Origin of the sequence: Saccharopolyspora galaxeae (assembly GCF_016526145.1) — a bacterium.
Taxonomy (GTDB): domain Bacteria; phylum Actinomycetota; class Actinomycetes; order Mycobacteriales; family Pseudonocardiaceae; genus Saccharopolyspora_C; species Saccharopolyspora_C galaxeae.
This window is the reverse complement of sequence record NZ_JADDUE010000006.1, coordinates 342,595-368,148: the sequence shown is the minus strand read 5'-3', so window position 1 is coordinate 368,148 and position 25,554 is coordinate 342,595. Positions and strand designations below refer to the sequence as shown.

Sequence of the window (25,554 nt, the reverse complement as noted above, 5' to 3'; positions counted from 1 at the left end):
CGTTCTCGCACTATCCGAGCAGTTCGCGCATCGCCCGGACCAACGTGGCGTTGCGCCCGGCGTCCCGCACCGCCACCCGCAGGTGGTCCGGGCCCAGACCGGGGAAGGTGTCCCCGCGCCGGACCGCGATGCCGCGGTCCCGCAGCGCCGATCGCACCTTGGCGCCATTGTGGACGTCCAGCAGCAGGAACGGTGCACGGGCCGGGCCGATCACCGAAACCCCCGGCACGGCTGCCAAATCGGCCGCCTGCCCGGCGCGCAGCGCGTCGAGTTCGCGGGCGGCCGCTGCGGACTCGGCCAGCGCCTCCGGCGCGCAGCACGCGTTGATCGCCTCGAGCGCGAGGGTGCCCAGCGGCCAGTGCGGGCGGGGCGCGGCCAGGCTGCTCAGCAGCTCCGGTTCGCCGAGGGCGTAACCGGCGCGCAGCCCGGGCAACCCCCACATCTTGGTGAGGCTGCGGACCACCAGCAGGCCCGGGATCGGCGAGCTCGCCAGTCCCTCCGGCTCCCCCGGCACCGCGTCCAGGAACGCTTCGTCCACCACCACCAGCCTGCCGGGGCGGATCAGCTCCCGGATCGCGTCGGCCGGGTGCAGCAGCGAAGTGGGGTTCGTGGGGTTGCCGAGGACGACGAGGTCGGCGTCCTCGGGCACCAGCGCGGGATCGAGCCGGTAGTCCTCGCCGAGCAGCACCCTGGTCACCGGCACACCGGCGGAGCGCAGCGCGAACTCCGGTTCGGTGAACGAGGGGTGCACCACGGCCGCCGAACGCGGGTTCAGCTGCGGCAGCAGCGCGAAGCACTCGGCCGCGCCCGCCAGCAGCAGCACCTCACCGGGATCGCGGCCGTGCCGTTCGGCGACCGCCGTGCGCGCGGCCAGGTCGTCCGCGGCGGAGGGATAGCGGCCCAGATCGTCCAGCGCAGCCGCGAGCCGGTCCCGCAACCATCGCGGCGGCTGTTGCAGGCGCACGTTCACCGCGAAGTCGAGCAGGCCGGGTTCGGCATCCACGTCGCCGTGGTGGCGCAGCGATTCGTCGTCCCCCCGGCTGGTCATCCCGGGCAGTTTAGCCACCGGCGCGCGCGGGACAGGTGCCGGGAACGGCTCCGGCTCCGGCACGTACCGTCGAAGCCCGGTGGAAGCCGAGGTTCCGCCGCCGCGTCGACACGACGGCCGCAACGAGAGCACCCACGACAGAGCGGGAGCACCGCCTTGCACATCTCCTTCGTCTGCACCGGGAACATCTGCCGCTCGCCGATGGCGGCGCTGGTGTTCGGCGAGCACCTGCGCCGGGAAGGGCTCGCCGGGCAGGTCGAAGTGACCAGCGCGGGCACCGGCCCGTGGCACGTCGGGGAAGGCGCCGATCCGCGCACCGCGAAGGTCCTCGCCGACCACGGCTACCCCACCGAGCACGTCGCCGCGCAGTTCGATGAGCAGCACGCGGGCGCCGATCTGCTGCTGGCGATGGACGCCGGGCACCTGCGGGTGGCGCGGGACGAGGCGGACGATCCGGCGCGGGTGCGGCTGCTGCGCTCCTTCGACCCGGCCGCGGACGAGTGGGCGGAGGTGCCCGATCCGTACTTCGGCGGCGACCGCGGCTTCGAGGACTCGCTGGCGATGATCGAAGCGGCGATGCCCGCCCTGCTCGACTGGGTCCGCGCCCACCTGCACGACGAGTGACCTTCCGAGCCGACACGCCCGTGTCCCACACGATCAGCGCAGAACTTCTCGGAGTGAACGGACCGGTCGCCCAATCTATTCGGACCAACAGGCCGTTCACTCTGATCGGAGCGCTCGCCGACGGGTGATGTGCGGGCGTGTCCGGTCCGCCGCGAGGCGCGGGGGCATCGGAATGAGCGCCGGGTTCCTGCGCGCTGTGCAGGGCTGGGGAAGCCGCAAGCAAAGCCGGAGGTGAGGTCAGGATGGGACGGACCGCGGAGGTCGCGGAGCACTACACCGGGTCCGCGGCCGTGCAGGTGCGCACGCTGGGCGGCGGAGACGCCGGCGCGTCCTACAGCGTGCGGCTCGACGACGGCCGCGACGTGTTCGTCAAGACGAACCCGCCGGGACTGCCGGGCGCCACCGAAGCCGAGGCCGCCTCGCTGCGCTGGCTGGCCGAGCCGGGCGTGATCCCGGTTCCCGCTGTGCACGGCAACAACGACCGGGACCTGGTCACCGAACACCTCGATGCAGGCAGCCCCACCGCGGCCGCCGCCGAAGAACTGGGCCGCGGACTCGCCCGGCTGCACGCCGCCGGAGCGCCCGCGCACGGCGCCCCGCCGCCCGGCGGTCCGGCCGACGCCTGGATCGGGCTCGCCCCGATGCGCAACGAGCCGTGCGCGGACTGGCCGTCGTTCTACGCCGAGCACCGCGTGCGCCCGTACCTGCGGCAAGCCGTCGACGCCGGTCTGATCGGCGATTCCGAGGCGCAGATCTTCGAGCGCGCCTGCGACGGGCTGCCCGAGCTCGAAGGTTCCGCCGAGCCGCCGTCCCGGCTGCACGGCGACCTGTGGACCGGGAACGTGCACTGGGGCGCGAGCGGCGCCTGGCTCATCGACCCTGCCGCGCACGGCGGCCACCGCGAGACCGACCTGGCGATGCTGGCGCTGTTCGGCTGCCCCCACCTGGAGCGGGTGCTGGCGGCGTACGAGGAGGTCAGCCCGCTGGCCGACGGCTGGCGGCAGCGGGTGGGCCTGCACCAGCTGTTCCCGCTGCTGGTGCACACCGTGCTGTTCGGCGGCGGTTACGCGCGGCAAGCGGTGGCCGCGGCGCGCTCCGCGGCCTGAGCGCGGTGTGACGGGGTCGCCAGGGACCTCGGCGCACCGTCGGCCTACCGTGGGGGCGTGCGCCTGAAGTTCTTGCTGCAGCCCGGCTGGATCGCGTTGATCTTGCTGGTCGCGGCGTTCACCACGTTGTGCTTCACGTTCCTCGCGCCGTGGCAGTTCGGCCGGAACGACGAGCGGAAGGTGCGCAACGAAGCCATCGCCGAATCGCTGCACGCCGCCCCGAAACCGCTGGCCGAGGTGCTGCCCGCGGGCCGGGCGCCGGACCAGCGGCACGAGTGGGCGAAGGTCACCTTCTCCGGGAACTACCTGCCCGCGGGCGAGACGCTGGCCTGGCTGCGTTCGGTGCAGGGCGAACCGGCGCTCGAGGTGCTCACCCCGTTCCGCACCGACTCCGGCGAGACGCTGCTGGTCGACCGCGGGTTCCTGCGCCAGCGGGGCACCCACGCGCCGGACTTCGACGCGCCGCCCGCCGGCCGGGTCACGCTGACCGCGCGGGTCCGGGTGGACGAGCACGACGACGAGAACCGGCCGACTTTCCAGCGGGAAGGGCATCGCTGGACGTACTCGATCGACTCGAGCGTGCTCTCGCAGGGCACCGGCATGCAGTTGCGGCCGGGCTACTTCGCGCTGGTCGACGGCCAGCCCGGAGTGCTGGGGCCGCTGCCCCTGCCGCAGCTGGAGTCGGGCCCGTTCTTCTCGTACGCGTTGCAGTGGATCTCGTTCGGGATCATGGCGGTGGCCGGGGTGGGCTACCTGATCTACGCGGAGACGCGGCCGGAGGAGCGGGTCGGCTCGGTGCGCAAATCGCGCAAGATGTCGGTCGCGGAGGCGGTCGCCGAGGACGAGCGGCGCGAACAGGAACAGCGCGAGCAGCAGGGCGAACAGCAGCAGGACGCGCAGCAGGACGCCACGAAGGGGCGCTGACCGCGCCCGGCGCTCAGTGCTTGCCGGGCGGGCGCCGGTAGCTGAAGGTCAGCAGCCACACCACCGCCAGCACCGCGAACAGCACGATCAGCGACGGCACGATCGCCAGGAAATCGGTCATTCCGACCACCTCCACTGCCTCCAGTCCTACCCGCGCACCCGGCTGATCGCCGCTCGCCCACGGCGGGTCACAAGCCAGTGAAGGGCGGTTTCGTCGCAGCGCACAGGGCCCAATGGCCCGGCATCCCGCGTCGCTGCAACGCTGCCGCGCCCCAGCATTCCCGCTGGCCGCTGCGGTGGCATTCCGGCAGGCGCAGCGATGCGCTCAGCGGCCGCGCGCCAGTGCGGCAGCGGCGGCGAGCAGCCCGGTGACCGAGCCGATCACGCGGGACAACTCGACGCTGCGGGTCACGTCGCCCGCGTCCGCGGTGCGCCCCTCGCCCATCACCGGCCGGTGCTCCACGGCCTGCCCGTAGACGGTCCGGCCGCCCAGCCGGACCTGCAACGCCCCGGCGAACGCCGCCTCGATCTGCCCGGCGTTCGGGCTCGGGTGCGCTGCGGCGTCCTGCCGCCGGGTGCGCCACGCCCCGCTCGCCGAACCTCCGACGACCGGCGCGCACAGCGCGGTCAGCAGCGCGCCCAGCCGAGCCGGTGCCAGGTTCAGCAGGTCGTCGGTCCGCGCGGCGGCCCAGCCGAACTTCGCGTACCGCGGCGAGCGGTGCCCGACCATCGCGTCGAGCGTGTTCGCCGCTCGGTAGGCCAGCAGGCCGGGCATGCCCCCGACGGCGCCCCAGACCAGCGGCGCCACCACTGCGTCGCTGGTGTTCTCCGCGATCGATTCGACGGTGGCCCGCGCCAGCCCCTGCTCGTCGAGGTGCTCGGCTTCCCGGCCGCACAGGTGCGCCAACCGCTCCCGAGCGCCGTCCAGGTCGCCCGCGTCGAGCAGGCGGCCCATCGCCGTTCCTTCGTCCGCCAGCGAAGCACCGCCGAGCACGATCCAGGTGGTGAGGCCGGTGCAGGCGGCTTGCAGCACGGGGCTGCGGCGGGTCGCGCGTTCGGCGGTGGCGCCGAGCACCGCGGTACCGCCGATGAGCAGGCCCGCGTAGGCGATCCCGGTGCTGCGGCGATCGCGGTGCAGCCTCCGCTCCGCCGCCTGGGCAGCGCGCCCGAAAGCAGCCACCGGATGGCACCGCCGCGGGTCGCCGAACGCGGCATCGGCCGCCACTCCGAGTAGCAGCCCGACCGCTCGTCCCGCGCTCACCGGTGCCCCGCTCCCCTCGTTCAACCCACAGCGTTCACCCGTCCAGGCAGCAGCACGCTACCGCCGCGCCACCCGCCCGAAGCGGGCACCCGCACCAGGTTCTGCTCCGGAGCGGCGAAGCCGCTTGCGCCGGCCACCTCGGCAACCGGGACCGCCGCGGGTTCTCCGACGCCTGCGGTTCCGCCGAGCGACCACCTACGCAGAACCCTTCCCGGCCTCTCCGAAAAGGCACAGGTGACCGGCCGTGTCGGGTGGGCGGGTTATCGTGGCCGACCGTGACCGCCCCGGATCATGAAGCCGACGTGCTGCGCGCGGGGGTGGCGGGCACCGAGGCCACCGCGCCCGGGCACGCCACCTCGGACGCGCGCGCCGATGAGCGGCGGCTCGCGCTGTTCACCTACCTCGGCGAGCCGAAGCACCGCACCTACCTGGCGATCATGCGGTTGTTCACCTCGACGCTGCTGGCTGACCTGTCGGTCGGCGAGGTGACCGCGGCGCTGGCCGCCGCCGAGCGGGACGGCCGCATCGACCCCGGTGAGTCCGATGTGGACACCGTGGTGGACCGGCTGAAGCAGCTGCGCCGCTGGGGCAACCTGGTGCTCGGCCGCCGCGAGACGATCGCCGCCAGCATCGCCGAGTTCCAGCACGGCAGCGTCCGCTACCAGGTCAGCAAGCTCGCCGTGCGGGTCCAGCGGGACGTGGACGCGCTGCTGCGGGTGCCCGAAGGCGCCCGCGAGGTGTCCCGCGAGCTGCTGCCCGCGATCGAGCGCGGCCTCGGCCAGATCGGCTCGCTGCTGTCCGACGCGCTGGCCGCGGAAAGTGCGGAACCGCGCTCAGCGTCGTCGGAAAATACGCAACCGCGCTCAGCGCCGTCGGAAAGTACGCAACCGCGCTCAGCGCCGTCGGAGAGCGCGGAACCGCGCTCTCAGCGCGCCAAGCAGACCCGCGAGCGGCTGGCCGAGCAGGTCACCACCGTCTTCCTGCAGCACGCCGAACTCGCCGCAACGGTGCGGGATTTCTACGCCTACCTCGGCGAGGTCGTCACCCGCCACCACTTGGCGCCGGAGGAGATCTCCGGGTTCCGCAACCTGCTGGTCGAGTACATCCAGATGGTCGTGGAGGACGTGCTGCGGCACACCGAGACGATCGCGACCTCGCTGGCCGGGCTGGCCGCCGACCGCGCTGAGCTGCTGCGGCTGCTCGGTCCGGCCGATCAGCTCGGCACCGAGGTGGAACGGGCGCGCGGGCGCACCGCGGCGGACTGGCAGGAACTCACCGATTGGTTCGTGGACGCGCCGGGCAGGCCCAGCCAGGTGGCGGCGCTGCGGGAGGCCACCGCGCGGGCCATCGGTTCGCTGCTGGCCAGCGTGAAGCGCGCGACCTCGGGCGGCGGGCTGCTGCCGGGCAGGCGCGGTGAGCTGTTGAAGCTCGCCCGCTGGTTCGACGAGTCGCAGCCGCAGCAGGCGCACCGGCTCTACGCGGCCGCGTTCGGCCTGTACTCGGCCCGGCACCTGCTGCCGGCCCCGGACTACGACAGCGACAACCACGAAGTGCCGTGGCGCGACGGCCCGGTGCAGGACGTGACGGTGAGCGTGCGCAGCCGCGGCGATCGCGGCGCGCGCGGGCGCACGTCGCGGGTGCTGGACGACCCGATGACCGAGGAGACGCTGCTGGCCGAGGCGCGCGAGGAGGACGCGCGGCGCAGCGCGGCGATCTCGGAGCTGGCCGCCGCCGGGCCGGACCTGCAGGGCACCAGGCTGTCCGGGGACGCCCTCGGCGTGCTGTGCGAGCTGCTGACGCTGGCGATGGCGCAGCGGGACAGCTCCGAGGACACCGGTTCGGCGCTGGACCCGGTGCACCGGCTGCGGGTGACGGTGCGGCCGGAGGACGGGCAGCACACCAGGATCGGCAGCGTCGGAGGCACGCTCACGCTCGACCACGCGGTGGTGGACGTGCGCGGCGACGGCGCGCTGCCGGACGCGGGCGGGGACGACGCGACTTCGGATGAGCGCCGGGACGGCGCGGTGTCCGATGGGCGCCCGGACGGCACGGTGTCCGATGAGCGCCGGGACGACGCGGTGCCCGAGGAGCGCCACGACGGCGCGTTCACCGAGCAGGCGACGGAAACGACCGGAGCCGCCCGGTGAACGCGACCAAGGTCTTCGACGAACTCTCCGAGATCGACGCGGGCAACGTCGTCCGCTGCGCGCGTGCGCTGCTGCGCAGGCCGCTGCTGCGGCCCGGCTCGCCGGACGGCGACCTGCTGCCGATGATCTACCGCCAGCGCGCGGCGCTGCACGAGTTGTTCTCCTCGCTGCTGGGCTACCGGCTCGTGGTGGAACGCAGGTTCGCGCGGCTCTACAAGGCCGGTCCCGGCGAGGACGCCACCCGCGGCGAACCGTCGCTGTCCCCGCGCGGGTACGCGTACCTGGCGTTGACGCTGGCCACGCTCACCGGCATCGGCCGGCAGGTGCTGCTGTCCCGCCTGGTCGTCGACGTGCGCGCGGCGGCCGTGGAGGCCGGGGTGCCGGTGGCCGACGACACCGGCGATCGGCGCGCGCTCACCGCCGCGCTGCGGCACCTGGTCAGCCTCGGAGTGATCACCGAGACCGAGGGCACCGTGAACGCCGCGGACTCCTCGGCGGAGGCGCTGATCACCATCGACACCGACCTGCTGGGCAGGCTCCCGGCCGGACCGATCGCCGAGGCCGACGGTCCGGAGGACCTCGTCGCGACCGCCGCGCAGGCCGGTCCGCGCAGCGTGGAGCACGCGGTGCGGCGCAGGCTCGTGGAGGACCCCGTGGTGCTCTACGAGGATCTGCCCGCGCAGCAGCGGGAATGGCTGCTCAAGCACTTCGGGACCGAAGCCCGGCTGCTGGAGCGGTTCTTCGGGCTGGTCACCGAGGTCCGCTCGGAAGGCGTCGTGGTCAGCGACCCGGAGGACTACCTGACCGACACGCTGTTCCCCGGCCCCGGCACGGTCGCGCGTATCGCACTGCTGGCGCTGCCGGAGCTGCTGGCCCGCGGCGAACCGCGGGAGGGCACCGGGGCGCATCCGGTGACCTGGCAGGATCTCCGGGAGGTCTGCGGCGAGCTGGTCGAGTCCTACCCGGCGGCGTGGTCCCGGCAGGCGACCGAGGACCAGGAGGAACTGGTCGGCGACGTCGCAGGACTGCTGCAGCGGCTGGGGCTGCTGCGCGCGCCGGACACCGCGGAGCCGGGCGGCGGAGACCCGGCAGCCGACTCGCAAGGCTCGGCCGCCGACGGCGAGACCTGGTGGCTGAGCCCGGCCGCGCACCGCTGGCTGCCGGAGCCGGACGCGACTCCGGCACCGGGCCGCGAACCGGAGCCCGCTCCCGCGCCGGAACCGCCCGGCTTGTCCCTGTTCGACGACTTGGAAGAGGACGGTCCACGGTGACCCCCGACGAGGCGAACCCGGCGAACCCGGACGGCGCGATCTCCGACGGCGCACTGTCGAACGGCGCGACCTCGGACGATGGCGCCGGTGGTGCGGCCCCGCCCGCGAGCTCTTCGGCCACCGATGCGATGCGGGCGCCGGATCTCCCGGCTGCGAACTCCGCCGCGGACGGCTCGCACGAGTTCGCCGCCGACGACCCCGCGGCGCCCGGGGTGCACCGCTGGCGCCTGCACCGCGGCGGCATCGTGAACATCTGGCAGTACGCCGAGAACACCTTCGACCTCTCCGGCGGCCGCGCGATCTTCCAGGGCACCAACGGCTCCGGCAAGTCCCGCACCCTGGAGCTGCTGCTGCCGCTGTGCCTGGACGGCGACCTGCGCCAGCTCGGTTCCAAGGGCTTCGACACGGTCAGCATCCGCCGCCTGATGCTCGACGAGTACCCCGGCGGCCCGAACCGCATCGGCTACGCGTGGGTGGAGCTGCGCCGCGATCGCCCCGACGGCGGCGAGGAGTTCCTGACCTGCGGGGTCGGCGTGAAGGCGTCGAAGACCTCGCAGGCGGTCAGTGACTCGTGGCGCTTCATCACCACCCGCCGGGTGGGCCACACGCTGCACCTGATCGGCCCGGAGCGGGTGCCGCTCGGCCCGGCGCAGCTGCGCGACGTGCTCGGCGCCGACTGCGTGCTCGACGACCAGGCGTTCCGCGCGAAGATCGCCGCGCAGGTCTACGGCGTGCCCGCGGCGCGCTACGGCGATCTGCTGCACCTGCAGCGGACGCTGCGCAACCCGGACGTCGGCCTGAAGGTACTGGAAGGACAGCTGGAGCAGATCCTCTCCGATGCGCTGCCGCCGCTGGAGCCCGCGCTGATCGAGCGGCTGGCGACCTCGTTCGACGACCTGGAGTCGATCCGGGAGAACATCGTCCGGCTCACCGGCGCGGACAAGGCGCTGGGCGCGTTCCTGTCCGCCTATTCCGGTTACGCGCTGGGAGCGCTGCGCGAGCGCGCGGAGGCGATGCGGACCGCCCGCGACAAGCTGCGCTCGCTGCGCAACGAGCTGGCGAAGCTGGAGAAGCAGCTCACCGCGCACCGCGCGGACCGGGACGCCGCGCAGCAGTCGGTGACCGAGCTGGAGCAGCGCGAAGGCCGCCTGGAATCGAGTGTCGAGGCGCTGCGCTCGCACCCGGCCTACGCCGAACTGCAGAACCTCCGCGACCGCGAGCGGGTCGTGGAAGGCGCCCGCTCGGCGGCCGCGTCGGCGCTGGACACCGCAGCGCGGCAGCGCGGGCAGGAGGACCGCTCGCTGGAGTCGGTGCTGGGCACGCTGCGGCGGCTGGTCGGCGACGGCGAGTCGGCCGAGCAGGCGGCGCAGCGGGCGAACCGGCAGTTGTCCGCGGCCGGGCTGGACGGCGGCCTGGTGCCGCGCCCGCCGGAGGTGCCGAAGGCGGAGCCGGTGAGCACTCCGGACCGGGTGCGTGCGGCGCCGGAGGCCGACGCCGAGCCGCTGGAGATCGAACGCCGCAGCGCCCCCGAGGTCGGCACCGACGCGCTGGCCGAGCAGTACCGCGCCGCGGCCGATCGCGCCGCGCACGCGGGCACGGTCGCGCAGCAGCGCGGCGCGTTGACGCTGGCGCTGCACCAGCAGGCCGTGGAACTGGACGGCCAGCAGGAGCAGGTCGCCAAGCTGCAGCAGCAGGCGCGCCAAGCGCAGCTGATCGCCACCGAAGCCGCCGGGCGGCGCAACGAAGCGCACCAGGGGCTCTCCGAGGCCGCGAGCACGTGGCGGGACAACGTCCGGCGCTGGGCAGCCGACTGGCCGCTGTCCACTTCGGACGATCCGGTGCCGGAGCCGCCGGAGGCCGAAGCGCTGCTGGCGGACCGCGCGGCGACGCGCCAGGCGCGGGAACTCACCCGCCGCTGGGCGCGGCCGAAACTGCAGGAGGCGCGGCAGCGGATCTCCGAGGTGGACCGCGAGCTCGACGAGCTGCGCACCCGTGCGCGCACCGGCGAGCAGGAACTCGCCGAGCTGCGGGCGGGGCACGAGCGCGTCCCGGATCGCCCGGCTTGGGCCACGGCCGAGCGGGATTCCGCCGCCGGGCGCGCCTTCTACCGGCTGGTCGACTTCCAGCCGTCGCTCGGCGCGGACGAGCAGGCCGGTCTCGAGGCGGCGTTGCAGGCCAGCGGGCTGCTCAACGCCTGGGTCACGGAACGCGGCGAGCTCGCCGAGCCTGCCGACCTGCTGGCGGTGCCCGCAGCCGCAGCGACCGGCGGCACGCTGGCCGACCTGCTGACTCCGGCCGCCGAGCCGGATTCGCCGGTGCCCGCCGAGCGGGTCGCCGCACTGCTCGCGTCGGTGTCCACTTCGGACGCGGCGGCCGCTTCGGACGAGCGGGGGCTGGGCGTCGCGGTGGACGGCCGCTGGCGGGCGGGCGTGCTCGCGGGCCGCTGGCACAAGGACGCCGCGGAGTACGTCGGCGCCGGCGCGCGGGAAGCATCACGCGCGCGGCGGATCGCCGAGCTCGAAGAGGAACTGGCCGCGCTGCGCGAGCGGATCGGCGACGTCGAGCGGCGCCACCGCGAAGCGACCGAGCAGGCCGAGGCACTGGACAAGCACCTGGAGTCCTACCCCGACGACGGCGACCTGCTCACCGCGCACGCCAAGCTCACCAGCGCCAACGAAGCCGCCGAGGACGCCCAACGGCACGCCGCGCAAGCCCGCGAACAGCACGACCAGGCCGATCAGCGGTGGCAGGCCGCCCGCTCGGAACTGGTGCGCGCGGCCGGTGAAGCCGACCTGCCGCCGGAGACGCAGGCGCTGGAGCACGCCAACCGCGCGGCCACCGACGCCCGCTCCGCGATCGACGCGCTGCACGAGGCGATCGAGTCCCGCTGCCTGGCCACGCTGGCCGACCTGCGGGACATCTCGCTGCACCACGACGCGGCGGTGGCCGACCGGATGGAGGCCGAGTCGCAGGCCGAGCAGCGCTGCTCCGAGTTCGCCGAGCAGGCCGCCGGACTGGCCGAGCTGAACGAGGCCGTCGGCGGTGAAGCCCGTGAGATCGCCGACAAGGTCGGTGCGCTGGACCGCGAGCGCGCGCAGCTGCGCGAGGACCTGCCTGCCGCTCGGGAGCGGATCAGCACCGCGCGCGAGCAGGTGGTCCGGCTGGAGACGCAGTGGGAGACCAAGCACGGTCAGCTCGAAGGCCGCGAGTCCGAGGCGGATTCCGCCGCGGAGGCCTTCGACGCCGCGCTGCGCATCCCGGGGCTGTGGGCGGCCGCGCAGGTCGTCGGCGAAGAGGACGCCGACGACGCGCCGCAGGCCGAAGCTCCGTCCGAACTCGACAGAGCCGCCGAGCTGCTGGCGGCCGCAGGCGAGCGCAAGACCGCGGGCGAAACCGCCGTGCTCAACCGGTTCCAGGCGTTGCAGCAGTCGCTCAGCGGCGGCTACGACATCAGCGCGGGCGACCAGCACGGCGTGCTCACGGTGACGGTGACCGGCGAGGAAGGTCCGCAGCCGGTGGCCGACGCCGCCCGCCGGGTCGCCGAGCGGCTCGCCGAGCAGCGCAGCTATCTGGGTGAGCGCTACCGCTCGATCTTCGCCGACTACCTGATCCGCGACCTCGCGGAGCGGCTGCGCGGGCAGATGCGGGTGGCCGAGAACCTGTGCAAGCGGATGAACGAGGTGCTCGACGGCGCCCGCTCCAGCCAAGGCGTGCACGTGCAGCTGGAGTGGGAACCGGCGCCGTCGCTGGGCGACGACATCAAGCAGGCCATCGAGCTGGTGCGCACCCCGTTCGCCAACCGCAGCGAGGAGCAGGACGCGCTGCTGCGGCGCGTGTTCACCGATCTGATCGAGGCCGAGCGGGACAGCGCCACCGGCGGCTACGCGGAGATCCTTGCGCGGGCGCTGGACTACCGCTCGTGGTTCGCGTTCACCGTGCGGGTGCGCGATGTCGGGCCGGAGGGCAAGCCCCGGGTGCGGCGGCTGCGACAGCTCTCCTCCGGCGAGACGCGGCTGATCTCCTACGTCACCCTGTTCGCCGCGGCGGCGGCGTTCTACGACGCGGTCAGCGTCGCCTCCGGTGATCGCGGGCCGCTGCGGCTGGTGCTGCTGGACGAGGCCTTCGAGCGGCTCGACGATCCGACGATCGCGCGGATGCTGGGCCTGCTGGTGGACCTGGACATGGACTGGTTGATCACCTGGCCCAGCGGTTGGGGCGTGTCGCCGAAGATCCCGAAGATGCACATCTACGACGTGCTGCGCCCCCGCAGCGGCCACGGCATCGCCTGCACGCACACCACGTGGGACGGCCGCGACATGGAGCGCGCCGAGACCTGATCCGGCGAACGAAGCGGACGTCCCCGCGTATGCGGTCGCGCAGCTGCGGGATCTCCGGGCCGCTGCGGGGAAGGCATGCCTTGTCACGACTGTTCCGGACTCGGGTGCGGCGGACGTACGCCGTCCTCCGCTCCACGCACGTGGGCCGCTGCCCGGTCCGGCCGAACTCGCGGAGCGCTTCCCGAGTGATCGAAACTTCGGCGCCGACTACGCTGGTGCGCTGCGCCGAGAACGGCGGCAGGCCGAGCAGCCCCCGCCGGTGGTGACTTGTACGAACTCGCGGCAGAGGTGGGAAGCAGTGGGCGACGACCCCGGATCGGACGAGGTGCGCGCGGACGTCCGCGCGGTGTGGGGCGGCGAGCAGCTGCGGGATTTCTGGGCGGCTGCGCGGGAAGCGCTGGAGTCACCGCGGAACCCGGACAGGTTCAGCGTCGCGCTGCCGGACGAGCAGACCCGGCAGGCGGTCAGCGAGGTCTACGGCCGGTCGCTGTACCTCGGCCACTCCCGCATCATGGTGTCCAAATTGGACAAGGTGCTGCGCGAGGACACCCGCTTCGGCCTCGGTTTGGCGCAGGTGCTGGAGATCCTGCACGAGCGGCCCGTCGAACCGCGCGAGTCGCCGACCGCGGCGCGCGCCGAGAAGCGGGACCGCACCACCGAAACCGCCCTCGCCGCGCTCGCCGAGCACGGCCTCGCCGAACGCGAGTGGGCGCAGCCGTGGGTGCAGTGGCTGCACCAGTACGGGCGGGTCGCCGAGGAAGAGCTCGACGTGGTGCTGCGGCACGCGGCCGGTGCGCTCTCCGCGATGGTGCTGGATCCGGCGGCCGGTGAACCGGAGTCGTTCACCTCGCGCGCCGACCTCGCAAGCCGCGTCGGTCGCGCGCACGAACTCGACAGCGGAACGACGCTGAGCCGCGTCGTGCTGCGCGCGGCGGCGCTCGCGCACGGCATCGATCCCCCGGCGAACGAACGCGACCGGCGGGCGTTGTGGGAGCGCTGCGGCGTCGCGCTCGACGAGGTTTCCGCCACGGTGCTGTGCTGGGCACTGCCGCTGACCGGTGACGACGAGTGGTCCCGGATGGTGCTGCGGCGCGGTGAGCTGGGTCTGCCGACGCATCTGACGCATCGGGATTTGGCCGCGGCGCCGGGGAATCTGGTCGCGCCGGGCACGGTCGTCGCCGTCTGCGAGAACCCGCGGGTGCTGGAAGCCGCCGCGCAGGAAGAGATCCGGCATCCGGTCGTGTGCGTGTCGGGGCAGCCGACGACGGTGGCGTTGTCGCTGCTCTCGCGGCTGCGCGCGGACGGGGCTGCGCTGCGCTACCACGGGGATTTCGACTGGGCGGGCGTCTCGATCGCCCGGCAGTTGTGGTCCGCGCACGAGGTGGGGCTGTGGCGGATGTCGGCGGCCGACTACCGGGAAGCAGTCAACCTCGCCGCGGCCGACCGCCTCGACCTGCCGCAGCTCGTCGGCTCCCCGGTCGAGACGCCGTGGGACCCGGACCTGGCCGAGCTGATGTCCACGGCCTCCCGCGCGGTCGAGGAGGAGATCGTCCTGTCCACCCTGCTGAACGACCTGCGCCCCGGCTGAACCGTCAGTCCTCGCCCCGCAGCCGGTCGATGTTGAGCCGGGTCGCGCGGGTGTGCGGATGATCCTCGCCCAGCACCTGGAGCATCTCGGGCAGCAGGCTCTCCAACTCGGCCAGCGCCTGCGCGGTGTCGCCTGCCTCCGCCTGCCAGAACGCGAAGTTGTGCCTGGCGGCCAGCGCATTGGGGGCACGTGGATCGAGCACCCGCTGCGTGTCGGGAACGAGATCGGCGAACAACTCGACCGCCCCGTGCGGGTCGCCCGCCTCGCCGCGCCGGATGGCGAGAGCCTGCCGGATGCTCAACGTCGTCGGGTGCAAACGTCCCAATGCCCGCAGCGCATCGGGCAACAGCCCTTCCATCTCCTCCAGCGCGCCCCGCGCATCGCCCGCGGCCGCGCGCTGCGTGGCCAGCTCGTCCCGGGTGGACAGCGTGTCCGGGTGATCGGGTCCCTGCACCCGCAGCCGGTCCTGCACCAGGATCTCCAGCTCCTCCACCGCGTGCTCGGGCTCGCCCGCGCGCGCTCGATAGGTGGCCAGCAACCCGCGGGTCTGCAAGGTGTTCGGGTGGTCCGGTCCGTGCACCTGCAACCGATCCTCGAGCAGCTCGCCGAATTCGGCTGCCGCCTGCTGGACATGCCCGGCCTCACCATGCCGCAGCGCCAGGCTGTGCCGGACGCTCAGCACCCCCGGATCCTGCTTCTCGCGGGTGCGCAGCATGTCGGCCAGCAACACCTCCATCGCGGTCACGGACCCCGCGATATCGCCGAGGGAGGCCTGATCGTTGGCCAGGCACACCCGCGCACTCAGCGTGTCATCGTGATCGGCACCGAGCACCCGGATCAGGACGGGCACCACGCTGTTCAACTCGGCCAGGCCACCGGCCACATCACCGCTTTCGGAACGCAGCCGGGCGAGGTTGACGCGGGCCTCCAACGCCGCAGGGCTGTCCGGCCCGAACGCCTGCGCACGGACGTCGGCCACCTGCTCCGTGTCGGCGACGGCGGCATCGAGGTCGCCCGCCACCCCGCGCCACCACGCGAGTTCCAGGCGAATGGTCAGCACTCCGTGCTGTTCCGGATCGGAGTAGCGCGCCGCGGTCTCGCGCATCCGCTGGAAGTGCTCGACCGCGGCGGTCACCGCTCCGCTGCGGCCCAGGCTCGCCCCGACCAGGAACAGCAAGGGGTGGCAGCAACACTCGTAGAGATGACCCGGTGCATGCGGGTGCAGCGCTTCGGTGTTCGTGCGCAAGGTAGGGATCAGGTCCCCGGAACGTTCCCGCGGCCACGTCTCGTACAGCCCGTCCGCTGCGGAGTGCACCAGTGCACCGAGCTGGTCTGCTGTGAGCTGGTCCCGAGCCGCGCGCTGCACCAGTGCGTGCACCCGCACTCGCCGCGAGTTCGCGCCGCTGTCCTCGGTGATCAGGTTCAGCCGATGCAGGCACCGCAGCGCGCTGCGCACTGCGTGCTGATCCACGGCGTCACCGGTGACCCGCTCCAGGTACGCGCGGACCGCCGTGCTGGTGAACACTTCCGCGGGGATGCCTTGCGGGTCGAGCATCGCGGCGACTTCCAGCACCTTCGGCGCCAAGCCCACTGGTCGCAGCCGCCCCGCCAGCTCGACCGACAGCGCCAAGGTCGCGGTCACCGGATCGACCTGCTCGTCCGGCAGCGCCTCCTGCTCGGGAAGCACGTCGGCGAGCCTGCGGCTCCGATCGGCCAGCAGCGCCCGGTACTCGTGGCAATCCAGATCCTCATCGAGCAGGTAGGCGGCGGCCTGCGCCAGCGCCAGCGGGAGGTGGCCGAGGTCGGCGGCGAGCTCGGCGGCACCTTCGGCACCGGCGAAGTCGGCGGCGCCTTCGGCACCGGTGAGCTCGGCGGCGCTTTCAGCACCCTGCGGCCGGTTGGCCAGCCGAGCCGTCAGGTAGGCGAGCGACTGTTCCGCGGTGAACACGCCGATGTCGACCAGCTCGCGCCGATCGTGCACCAACGCGGCGTCGCGACGCCGCGTCGTGGCGAGCGTCCGGCCCTGCGGCCGGTCCGGCGGCCACAGACCGGTGGCGTCGCCGGGACTGCGCAGGTCGTCGAGCACCACCAGCCAACGCCACGAGGACGAGGCGAGTCCGGCCAGGAACCGTTCCGGCCCGCGCTCCGGGTTCCCGTCCGGGTCCCAGCCGAGTTCGGCGGCAGCGGCGGCGTAGGCCGAGGTGATCGCCTCTCGGGAGCTCGCCGCGACCCAGACCAGCAGCTCGATCTCGCCTTCGAACCACAAGTGTTCGGCCAGCTCGGCCGCGAGCTGCGTCTTGCCCACCCCGCCGAGGCCGGAGAGCACTCGTCCCGTTCCCGCGGGCACGAACTCGCCCGCGTCGACCGGCCGGCGCTGTTGAAAGCACCCCACGCGAGCAGGCACCGCGCCGATGCGGTGCGGCAGATTCGGCCGCGGACCGGCGTGCTGGTGGATGATCACGTCCCGGATACGGCTCGCCTTAACCACCGGGCCGTTGACTCCGCCACCGACCGAGTTCAGCACGACGTCTTCCGGCTCGTTCCGCGAATCCTCGCTCTCCACCCGCGTCCTCCCGCCGGTGCGTCCTGATCTCGGCATCCACTTCTACACCTGATGCGCGGGCCTATCGAATGCCGATGGTGTGCACGCCCCGCCCGACAGGCTCCGGTTCCGCGTGCGGACTCGCCGCCGAACGCGAACCCGGCCGACCGCGGATGGCGATCGGCCGGGTTTCGTCCGAGCTCGTTCAGCGGGATTCCGCCGCGCAGGAGGAATCCTGCTCGGGTCGCGCACCGGTGACCAGGAAGTCGTTCACCGCGTTGTTCGCGCACTGGTTGGCCCCGAACACGTAGACGCCGTGCCCGCCCTGATCGGCCGTCACCATCCGGGCGCGGTCGCCGAGCGCCGAGCGCAGCTCGCGGGCGCCGGCCAGCGGTGTTCCCGGGTCCCGCTCGTTCTGCACCATGAGGACGTTCGACGGGCCGCGGTCGGTGATCCGCACCTGGGGCTCTGCCGCCGGTTTCGACCAGTACGCGCACGCCGAGATGTTCGCGGCGGCCGCGCCGATCAGCGGGTACCGCTTCCGGTCGACCGCCACGTCCCGCTGGTAGCTCTGCACCGACCGCGGCCAATCCGACTCGCCGCAGACCACGGCGAACCGCGCGGCCATGACGTTGTCCGTCGCGGTCGGGACGCCACCCGGCAGCTTCGGGTCCTCGCCGTGATCGAGGGCGCGCCACCCCTGCGCCAACGTGCCCAGATCGTCGTTGTACAACAAGGTGAACGTCATGCCGCGGAAGATCGATCCGTCGTAGCCCGCGACAGGATTCCGGTCCAGCCGGTCGGCCAGCTCGTGGTACTTGGCGGTCACCTCGGCAGGAGTCGTGCCCAGCCCGTGCTCCGGGTGCGCGGCGGCGAACTTCGCGAAGTCCGGGAACCGGTCCTGCATGCCGCGGCCGAAGCCGCGCATCGCTTCGATGTCGTAGCCGCCCGGGCCGAGGTTGCTGTCCAGCACGAACCGGTCGCTGCGCTGCGGGAACATCGTCGTGTAGACCGCGCCCAGGTACGTCCCGTACGACGCGCCGAGGTAGGACACCTTGGACTCACCGAGCGCCGCGCGGACCCGGTCCATGTCCCGCGCGGTGTTCGCCGTGGTCATGTGCGGCAGCATCGATCCGGTCGCGGAGTCCGCGCACTGCCTGGCTTCCGCCTTCGCGACCTCCGCCTGCCGCACGACGTCCGCCGGGCCGTTCGCGTACGGCAGGTTGCCGATCGCCAGCTGCTCCGGTGTCAGGTCGCAGGTCACCGGGTCGCTGTGCCCGACGCCGCGCGGGTCGATGCCGATCACGTCGTACTGCTCGCGCACGCCTTGCGGCAGCGGCGCCGGGAAAGCCGGGTTCGTCAGCAGCTGCGGGTAGTTCAGGCCCGCACCGCCGGGACCGCCCGGATTGGTCAGCAGCACGCCGCGTCGCTTGTCCGGGTTCTTGCTCGGCAGCCGCGAGATCGCGAGGTCGATCTTGCGGCCGTCCGGATCCGCGTAGTCCAGGGGCACTTGCACCGTCGTGCATTCCAGGTCCGGCGTCGGGATGCCGGTGTCCGGGCACGGCCCCCAGTTCAGCTCCTCCGGAGCCGCAGGCGCGGCGGACACCGCCGGGACCAGCACCGCGGTCGCCGCGGCGACGGCGGCGAAGGCCACCGGCAGCGCAAGTTTTCGCATCGGATTTCCTTTCCGCGGTGGGAGAACCACCGCCAGGTCGTCGATCTCGTCGTGCTGCCCGATTCCAGCGAGATCCGCGCCCGCGCAGTAGTGCGGCGGCGTCACCGGTGCGCCGTGACGTTCCTGGCCACCGAGACCTGACGTGACGTCACTGGTGGCGACCCGGCGCGGCAGAGATGATCGGCAGGGAACCGTCCGACCTCGGAGGACCATGCCAACCGCGCTGCCGGTGGACCGCCGGACCTGGACCGGCCGTGCCGTGCAGGACCGGGTGCGCTCGCTGAACCTGTTCTCGACGCTCCCGCCGCTGATCGTCGTCGGCGTGTTCCTGGCGTTCACCGCACGCTCGTGGGGACACGTCCTCCTCCAGCTCGTGGGAATGGCGGCCGCGTTGGTGCTGGCCGAGCGCTGGACTGCGGACGATTCCCGCCGCGTCGCCCGGCCTTGCCTGGTCGTGACCGCGGCCACCTGGCTGGCCGGGGCGCTGACGGACAGCTCCGCCGCGGTCTACGGCATCTGCGTCGTGGTGTCGTTGCTGATCCCGCAGCTGCCCCGCCGTCGGCTCGCGACCCTTTCCGCGCTGTGCGTGTTCATCGCCGCGCTGGGCTCGACGAATCTGCTCGTGTTCGGCGACGACCCGGGCGGACGCGCCTTCCATTACGTCGTGGTGCCGCTGCTCACCGTCCCGGTGGCGACCGTGTTCGCGTTGCTCAACCAGAAGTTCTCCGACCTGATCGTCGAGCGTGAGCAGTCCAGGCAGCGCGAGGCGGAGCTGGCGGTCATGCGGGAGCGGATGCGGTTCGCCAGCGACCTGCACGACATCCAGGGCCACACCCTGCACGTGGTCAAGCTGAAGGTCGCGCTCGCCGAGAAGCTGCTCGACCGCGATCCCGGCCGGGCACGCGAGGAACTGGGCGAGGTGCACGCCCTGGTCGGCGACACCATTGCGCAGACCAAGGAACTCGCCCACGCCCAGCGGCAGCTGAACCTGTCCGCGGAGCTGGAGAACGCGAAGAACCTCTTCGAGGCCGCGGGAATCTTCGTGCACATCGACCGCGAAGCCGACGCCGATCCGCACGCGGGGGAACTGCTCGGCCAGGTCCTGCGCGAGACGACGACCAACATCCTGCGCCACGCCCAAGCGCGCCAGGTGCGGATCACGCTGTCGGCCTCCGGGATCACCATCGTCAACGACGGCGCGCACGAGACCGGGCCGCCGGAACTGAGCGGGCTTTCCACGCTGCGCCAACGCCTCGCGGACAACGGCGGCGAGCTGGAGGTCTCCCGGCGGGACGGCCGGTTCCGGACCACGGCGACCTTCCCCGCCCGGCCTGCTCGGAAGGAGAACCGATGACCACGGTGGTGCTAGCCGACGACGAAGCCTTGCTGCGCAAGGCATTGGCGGCCCTGCTACCGCTGGAGGGCGAGATCACCGTGCTCGCCGAGGCCGAGGACGGCGAATCCGCGGTGGCCGCCACGCTGCGGCACGAGCCGGACGTGCTGGTGATCGATCTGGAGATGCCGCGGGTGGACGGGCTCGGCGCCGTCGCCGAGATCCGCAGGGCGCGGCCGCAGCAGGTGGTCCTCATGCTCACCCGCCACGCCCGGCCCGGCGTGCTGCGCAAGGCGCTGAAGCTCGGCGTGCAGGGCTTCGTCAGCAAGTCGGCCGAACCCGCGCACATCACCTCGGTGATCAAGACGCTGCACGCGGGCAAGCGCTGGATCGACTCGGAGGTCTCCGCGCTCGCCGTCGTCGACGACTGCCCGCTCACCGACCGCGAGCTCGACGTCCTGCGCGCCACCCGCGACGGGTTCTCCGCCGCCGACACCGCCGCTCGGCTGCACCTCGCGGAGGGAACGGTCCGCAACTACCTCTCGAACGCGATGCAGAAAACCCAGACCCGCACCCGCCACGAAGCCGCCCGCTACGCCCGCGAACACGACTGGCTCTAGCCTCCCGCGCGCCGCTGGGCCGTCGACGAAGCGAACCGGCAGAGCGCGCGACTGTCCTCAGTGGATCCGAGCAGCAGGCATCTCAACAGCAGCGGGTGCCCGCTCGTGACGGGCGGCTGGGCGATCGAGGCTAGTCCGGGCCGATCAGCGTGCGGTGGTGGGTGATCACCTTGCGGAACGCGCGGATGTAGCCGTCGGCCAGTTCCGGGTCGTTGTGCGGCACCTTCAGCGTGAGCGTGTTGCGATGCCTGCGCTCCGCCCGCGGATACTGCCCCGGCCGGTAGCGCGGCCAGCCCTCCGGGAGGTTCGGGAACAACCGGTTCGGCGCGTCGAACAGCGGGTGCTCGTTCAGCGGCCGCGGTGCCCGCGGATGGTCCACTTCCAAGCAGCCTTCCGCGCGCAACGCGGCGACCAGCGCGTCCACCGGCAATCCGCCCAGTTCCTCCGGCCGGTGCAGCAGCGGCACGGCGTACCAGGACGGCGCGTAGCGGCCGGGCACCTCGGGCACCGAGATCCCGGGCAGTTCGCGCAGCTCGGTGATCACGCGGGCGGCGATCTGCCTGCGGCCGCCGAGCCGCCGGTCCAGTTCGCCGAGCTGGCCGAGCGTCAGCGCCGCGGCCAGCGGATGCATCCGGTGCGCGAGGCCGGTGCCGGTGAGGGCGTACCTGCGCAGCGGGTGGTCGATCGGGATCTCGCTGCGGCAGCGGCTGCCGTCCTGGCCGTGCAACAGCACCCGGTAGTACAAATCATCATCATCGGTGAGCACGAAACCGCCCTCCCCACCGGAAAGCGGTTTCGACCCGCCCGTGCTGAACGCGGCGATGCTGCCGAACGTGCCGATCCGCTGGCCGCCGATCGCCGCACCGTGCGCGTGCGAACCGTCCTCCACGAGCGCGATGCCGTGCTGCCGGGCGAGGTCGGCGAGCGCTTCGATGCGCGCGGGCACGCCCCACATGTGCGTGGCGACGATGGCCTTGGTGAACGGAGTGATCGCCGCTCGCACCCGTTCCGGGTCGAGGTTGCCGAGCTCGTCGCAGTCGACCAGCACCGGTTTCGCCCGCAGGTGCAGCAGTGGCGTGGCGGTGGCGTGCGAGGTGTAGGCGGGCACGATCACCTCGTCACCGTCGGCGAGGCCGAGCGCCGCGTAGGCGGAGTGCAGCGCCGCGGTGCCGGACGAGGTGACGACCGCGTGGCGCACGCCGAAGAACTCCGCGAGTCTGCTCTCCAGCTCGGCGACCACACCGGTGCGGCCAGGCAGCGACACCGCGTTGTAGAGCTGGGCGGTGACCGCGACGGCGGTGTTGATGTCGATCGGCGGCCACGGCACCTGCGGCGCCATGGTCCGCAGCACCGGAGGCCCACCGTGGATGGCCAGCGGGCTGCTCACGTGATCAGCCCCTTCCGCGCGGCGCCACCGGGACGCGTCCGATGAACACGCACTCGTTGTGCAAACAAAGACTTCGGTTGACATGGTCCGATCAGCTACCCGCCATCTGCGTGAAATTGCCGCCGACGTTCTGGAACCCGAGTTCGAGCGAACCTCGGACCCCCGGTGTGCGCGTAGTCTGAGCAACTGCTCACGGTGCGTTCACGCACACGCACGCCCGGACGCGACGGCGATGGGGTCCTCATGACCGGCCAACCGAAAGCGGACTTCGACGCGGCGCCGCAGCAGGACGTGTTCGTGGCCGAATTCCGCAGGTGGCGGGATGTGCGGGGACTCTCGCGCTCGGCGCTGGCGCGGGAGATGGGCTACAGCCGGTCGTACGTGTCGAAGGTGGAGAGCGGCGGCGAGCACGCTTCCCGGGAGTTCGCCCAGGCCGCCGACGGCGCCCTGAACGCCGGTGGCTCGCTGCGCCGGGCCTGGCGGGAGCAGAACGCGGTTCCGGCGCCGCGCAAGCCGCCACCCGCTCCCCCGGCACCGGTGGAACCCGCCGGCGGTCTGGTGGTCGAGCACGATCACGCCGAACTGTTCTACGACAACGGTTCCTACCGCGCCACCATGCGGCGACTTCTGGTCAACAACGGTCAGCAGCCGATCACCCGCTACCTGATCCGGATCTCGGTGGACCGCTTTCCCGGCGATCCGGAGCGCTCCAACCAGCTCTACCGGGACAACCCGCTGACCTGGGAAGAAGTCGATCTTCAGGCGTGGTACGGGGACCAGCGCCAGGAACCGATGCGCTGGAGCGTGCAGCACGACCGGGACGCCTTCAAGGAGGTGTGGCTGCTGTTCGCCAACGACTCCGGCCGATTTCCGCTGTATCCCGGCGAAAGCGCGTGGATCGAGTACACCTACACGGTCAGCGACGACAAGTGGGGCCACTGGTTCCGGCGCGCGGTGCGACTGCCGACCCGGCGATTATCGGTGACCTTGGACTTCCCGACCGATCTGGACCCGGCGGTGTGGGGGCTGCACACCTCGATGACCGCGGAGTCCATGCCGTTCCAGACCGCGGTCGAGACCCGGCACGACGACGACCGCACGATCTACTCGTGGTCCACCGAAGATCCGCCGATGCACGCCCGCTACCGGCTGGAATGGCATTTCCGCAATCACGTGCGCGCGGCGCGCTCCGGGCCACCGAAACCGAGCGAGACGATGACGGCGCTGGGCATCGTGCAGGAAGGCGACCCGATGCTGCGCAGGCCCTCCCGGCCGTTCACGCTGCCCGCGGAGGCCGAGGACGCCCGCCGGGTGATCAACGAGCTGCACGCGGCGACGCAGCGGATCGCCAAGGCGCACACCTTCGGCAAAGGAATGGGGATCGCCGCGCCGCAGATCGGCATCGAGCGGGCCGCCGCGATCGTGCGCCCGCCCGGCAGCGACGACCTGATCACGCTGCTGAACCCGCGGATCATCGAGTCGAGCGAGCAGGGCGACGAGCAGTACGAGGGCTGCCTGAGCTTCTTCGACGTGCGCTGCCTGGTCCCGCGGCCGCTGGTGGTGCACGTGGAGCACCAGGACATCAGCGGCGAGCGGCGGATCACCATCTTCGAGCGCGGCATCGCGCGGCTGGTCGCGCACGAGGTGGACCACCTCTGCGGCGTGCTGTGCCGGGACCACCTGCTGCCGGAGGTGCACCCGATCCCGGTCGAGCAGTACCGCGGCAGCGGGGCGAACTGGCACTACCCGGCCGAGGGCTGAGCCACCCGCACGGAGGCACAGTGCGAGATCAACGCACGAATGCGCACGTACATTGGGGTTGCGTGCGCGGCTGATCCTTGGCCGGTGCGGCGCGGTGCGTCACCATCGGGCTCACCGCGGGCGGTTTTTCCCTGCGCACGCCGTATCCGCGGCCGAACCAGGGAGGCGAGGCGGCATGTTCACCTTTCCCGTGCAGGCGACGGAGCTGTTCGCCGAACGAGCCCGCCAGTTCCGCGCTTGGGGAGTCCCCGCGCACGTGATCGCACGCGCGAGCGAGCGGATCGACGACGTGTGGGGCCGCGGACGCAGCGGCTGGGTCCCGGTGTGGGCCTCCGAGGCCAGGCACGCCGAGTCCGCGAAGGAGTGGGCGCGCGCCGCGGCGTGCTGGGGCGCGGCTCGTTTCCCCTGCCTGGCCACCTCGGATCGGCACGACGCCTACCAGCGGCAGTTGGAGTGCTTCCGGCACGCCTCGGCGTGCCTCCCGGTGACGTTCCGCCGCTACGCGGTGGAGGTGCCGTACCGCGGCGAGCCCACCAGCGTGGTCGCGCACGTGTACCGGCGCCCCCGCGCGGTCAGCGACCAGTTGCTGCTGCTGTGCGGCGGGGTGGACACCTGGAAGATCGAGCTGCATCGCATCGCGCTGGCGATCTCGCTGTGCACCGGGTTGACCGTGGCCGCGGTCGACATGCCGGGGACCGGTGAGTCGCGGGTACCGCTGGCCGCGGACTCGGATCTGGTGCTGGCCGGGGCTGCTCGGCGGCTCGCGGAACGCACCGGTTGCGTGCGAACGGCGATGCTCGGGTTGAGCTTCGGCGGGCACTGGGCCGCGAAGCTCGCACTGACCGGGCGGGTGGACGCGGCGATCGAGGTCGGCGGGCCGGTGGGCGCGAACGGTTCGGCGGTGGACGTGCTCGGGTTGCCCGGCGGGATGGCCGGGATCATCGGCAACGCGCTCGGGCTGGACCAGTTGCCGCACCGCGCCGAGTCGAACCGGTTCTCGCAGGAGTTCTCGCTGCGCAGGCAGGGCCTGCTGAATTCGATCGGGCGCTGCCCGCTGCTGGCGATCAACGGCAGCAACGACCCCTACATCCCGTTGCGGGACACCACGGCGCTGGGCGACCGGCCGGAGGCGGTGGTGTGGCTGGTCGCCGATGCCGGGCATTGCGCTGCGGAACGGTTGCCGCGGGTGCTGCCCGCTGCGGTGGGCTGGCTGCTCGCGGAGCTCTCGCCGCGTTCGGTGCGCCGCCAGCTGGCCGCTCGCGCGCTGCGGAGCGCCCTCGGTGCTGCCGTGACCGGGCCGCGGCAGGTGGCCTCCGCGGCCTGACGACCGGCCTCTCCCGCAAGACAAGTTCAACAGCAGGGCTTAACCTCCGGGCTCATGACCGGCACCGGGTTCACCGTCGAGTTCGCCGCGCCCGAGCCGCAGCGGCTGGCGCACTGGTGGGCGCACGTGCTGCGGTGGACGGTCGGCCCGGACGACGTCGTGCGGCCCACCGGCCCCGGCGTCGAGCTGCGGTTCGCGGCCTCGGAGGCGGACAAGGCGGGCAAGAACGCCGTGCACCTGGAGCTGCGCAGCGAATCCTACGAGCACCAGCGCGACACGCTGCTGCGGTTGTTCAACGCCGGAGCGCGGTTCACCGATGAGGGCGAAGACGTCCCGTGGCAGGAGATGACCGACCCGGCGGGCAACGAACTCCGCCTGCTCGAACCCAGGCAGTCCGATGTGGACACCGGGCCGGTGGCTTCGGTGGTGGTGGGCTCGTCCGACCCTTCGGCCGACTCCGCGCGGTGGGTCTCCGCCGGATTGCAGGTCGTCCGGCGCGACCCCGCCCTGATCGCACTGCACTCGACGGCGCGGACGGGCCCGTACCTGGAGTTCAAGCTCGGCGGTCCCACCACCGGAATGCTGCGGGTGCTGCCGGAACTCTGA

The 25,554-nt window shown here is 72.6% G+C and carries 17 protein-coding genes; 12 read left to right on the top strand and 5 right to left on the bottom strand.

Annotated elements, in window-relative coordinates; all coding sequences use genetic code 11:
• Positions 1 to 10: 10 nt before the first annotated feature.
• A complete protein-coding gene (gene cobC, locus INP57_RS16490; protein ID WP_200071098.1) occupies positions 11 to 1,048 on the bottom strand; it encodes an Rv2231c family histidinol phosphate aminotransferase CobC in 1,038 nt (345 codons plus the stop codon).
• Positions 1,049 to 1,204: 156 nt separating this feature from the next.
• On the opposite strand from cobC, the gene INP57_RS16485 reads away from it, so the two are divergent.
• The 3 genes from INP57_RS16485 (at position 1,205) to INP57_RS16475 (ending at position 3,702) form a co-directional block, all read left to right on the top strand.
• Complete coding sequence (locus INP57_RS16485; protein WP_200071097.1) at positions 1,205 to 1,672, top strand: low molecular weight protein-tyrosine-phosphatase; 468 nt, start codon at positions 1,205 to 1,207, stop codon at positions 1,670 to 1,672.
• A gap of 242 nt (positions 1,673 to 1,914) precedes the next feature.
• Positions 1,915 to 2,778, top strand: a complete 864-nt coding sequence (locus INP57_RS16480) for a fructosamine kinase family protein (protein ID WP_200071096.1) — start codon at positions 1,915 to 1,917, stop codon at positions 2,776 to 2,778.
• Positions 2,779 to 2,835: 57 nt separating this feature from the next.
• Positions 2,836 to 3,702, top strand: a complete 867-nt coding sequence (locus tag INP57_RS16475; RefSeq protein ID WP_200071095.1) for an SURF1 family cytochrome oxidase biogenesis protein — start codon at positions 2,836 to 2,838, stop codon at positions 3,700 to 3,702.
• A 325-nt stretch (positions 3,703 to 4,027) separates the two neighbouring features.
• Here INP57_RS16475 and INP57_RS16470 read toward each other — a convergent pair whose 3' ends face one another.
• On the bottom strand, positions 4,028 to 4,963 hold the full coding sequence (locus INP57_RS16470) for a cobalamin biosynthesis protein (protein WP_200071094.1): 936 nt from the start codon (positions 4,961 to 4,963) through the stop codon (positions 4,028 to 4,030).
• 275 nt (positions 4,964 to 5,238) lie between these two features.
• On the opposite strand from INP57_RS16470, the gene INP57_RS16465 reads away from it, so the two are divergent.
• The 4 genes from INP57_RS16465 (at position 5,239) to INP57_RS16450 (ending at position 14,306) form a co-directional block, all read left to right on the top strand.
• Positions 5,239 to 7,110: a DUF2397 domain-containing protein gene (locus INP57_RS16465; protein WP_200071093.1), complete on the top strand. Its 1,872-nt coding sequence runs from the start codon at positions 5,239 to 5,241 to the stop codon at positions 7,108 to 7,110.
• Complete coding sequence (locus tag INP57_RS16460; protein ID WP_200071092.1) at positions 7,107 to 8,381, top strand: TIGR02678 family protein; 1,275 nt, start codon at positions 7,107 to 7,109, stop codon at positions 8,379 to 8,381. Before INP57_RS16465 ends, INP57_RS16460 begins: the two co-directional genes overlap by 4 nt.
• Positions 8,378 to 12,718, top strand: coding sequence for a TIGR02680 family protein (locus INP57_RS16455; RefSeq protein ID WP_307850119.1), 4,341 nt, complete (start codon positions 8,378 to 8,380; stop codon positions 12,716 to 12,718). Before INP57_RS16460 ends, INP57_RS16455 begins: the two co-directional genes overlap by 4 nt.
• Before the next feature lie 298 nt (positions 12,719 to 13,016).
• Positions 13,017 to 14,306, top strand: a complete 1,290-nt coding sequence (locus INP57_RS16450; protein ID WP_307850118.1) for a TIGR02679 family protein — start codon at positions 13,017 to 13,019, stop codon at positions 14,304 to 14,306.
• A 4-nt stretch (positions 14,307 to 14,310) separates the two neighbouring features.
• On the opposite strand, the gene INP57_RS16445 is transcribed toward INP57_RS16450, so the two are convergent.
• Entirely contained in the window at positions 14,311 to 16,869 is a 2,559-nt protein-coding gene (locus INP57_RS16445; RefSeq protein WP_200071091.1) for a tetratricopeptide repeat protein, read from the bottom strand.
• A gap of 184 nt (positions 16,870 to 17,053) precedes the next feature.
• Entirely contained in the window at positions 17,054 to 18,523 is a 1,470-nt protein-coding gene (locus tag INP57_RS16440) for an alpha/beta hydrolase (protein WP_200071090.1), read from the bottom strand.
• 211 nt (positions 18,524 to 18,734) lie between these two features.
• Between INP57_RS16440 and INP57_RS16435 the strand changes: the two genes are divergently transcribed.
• Together INP57_RS16435 and INP57_RS16430 are read left to right on the top strand one after the other, a co-directional pair.
• Positions 18,735 to 19,877 (top strand): sensor histidine kinase, encoded by a 1,143-nt coding sequence (locus tag INP57_RS16435; RefSeq protein ID WP_200071089.1) that lies wholly within the window; start codon positions 18,735 to 18,737, stop codon positions 19,875 to 19,877.
• Positions 19,874 to 20,476 carry a response regulator transcription factor gene (locus tag INP57_RS16430; protein ID WP_200071088.1) on the top strand — a complete coding sequence of 201 codons (603 nt, stop codon included), beginning with the start codon at positions 19,874 to 19,876 and terminating at the stop codon, positions 20,474 to 20,476. Before INP57_RS16435 ends, INP57_RS16430 begins: the two co-directional genes overlap by 4 nt.
• A gap of 130 nt (positions 20,477 to 20,606) precedes the next feature.
• On the opposite strand, the gene INP57_RS16425 is transcribed toward INP57_RS16430, so the two are convergent.
• A complete protein-coding gene (locus INP57_RS16425; RefSeq protein ID WP_307850116.1) occupies positions 20,607 to 21,863 on the bottom strand; it encodes a DegT/DnrJ/EryC1/StrS aminotransferase family protein in 1,257 nt (418 codons plus the stop codon).
• A 243-nt stretch (positions 21,864 to 22,106) separates the two neighbouring features.
• On the opposite strand from INP57_RS16425, the gene INP57_RS16420 reads away from it, so the two are divergent.
• From INP57_RS16420 to INP57_RS16410, 3 genes are all read left to right on the top strand, one after another.
• Positions 22,107 to 23,624: a peptide deformylase gene (locus INP57_RS16420; protein ID WP_200071087.1), complete on the top strand. Its 1,518-nt coding sequence runs from the start codon at positions 22,107 to 22,109 to the stop codon at positions 23,622 to 23,624.
• A gap of 175 nt (positions 23,625 to 23,799) precedes the next feature.
• On the top strand, positions 23,800 to 24,948 hold the full coding sequence (locus tag INP57_RS16415; protein ID WP_200071086.1) for an alpha/beta hydrolase: 1,149 nt from the start codon (positions 23,800 to 23,802) through the stop codon (positions 24,946 to 24,948).
• 54 nt (positions 24,949 to 25,002) lie between these two features.
• Positions 25,003 to 25,554, top strand: coding sequence for a VOC family protein (locus INP57_RS16410; RefSeq protein WP_200071085.1), 552 nt, complete (start codon positions 25,003 to 25,005; stop codon positions 25,552 to 25,554).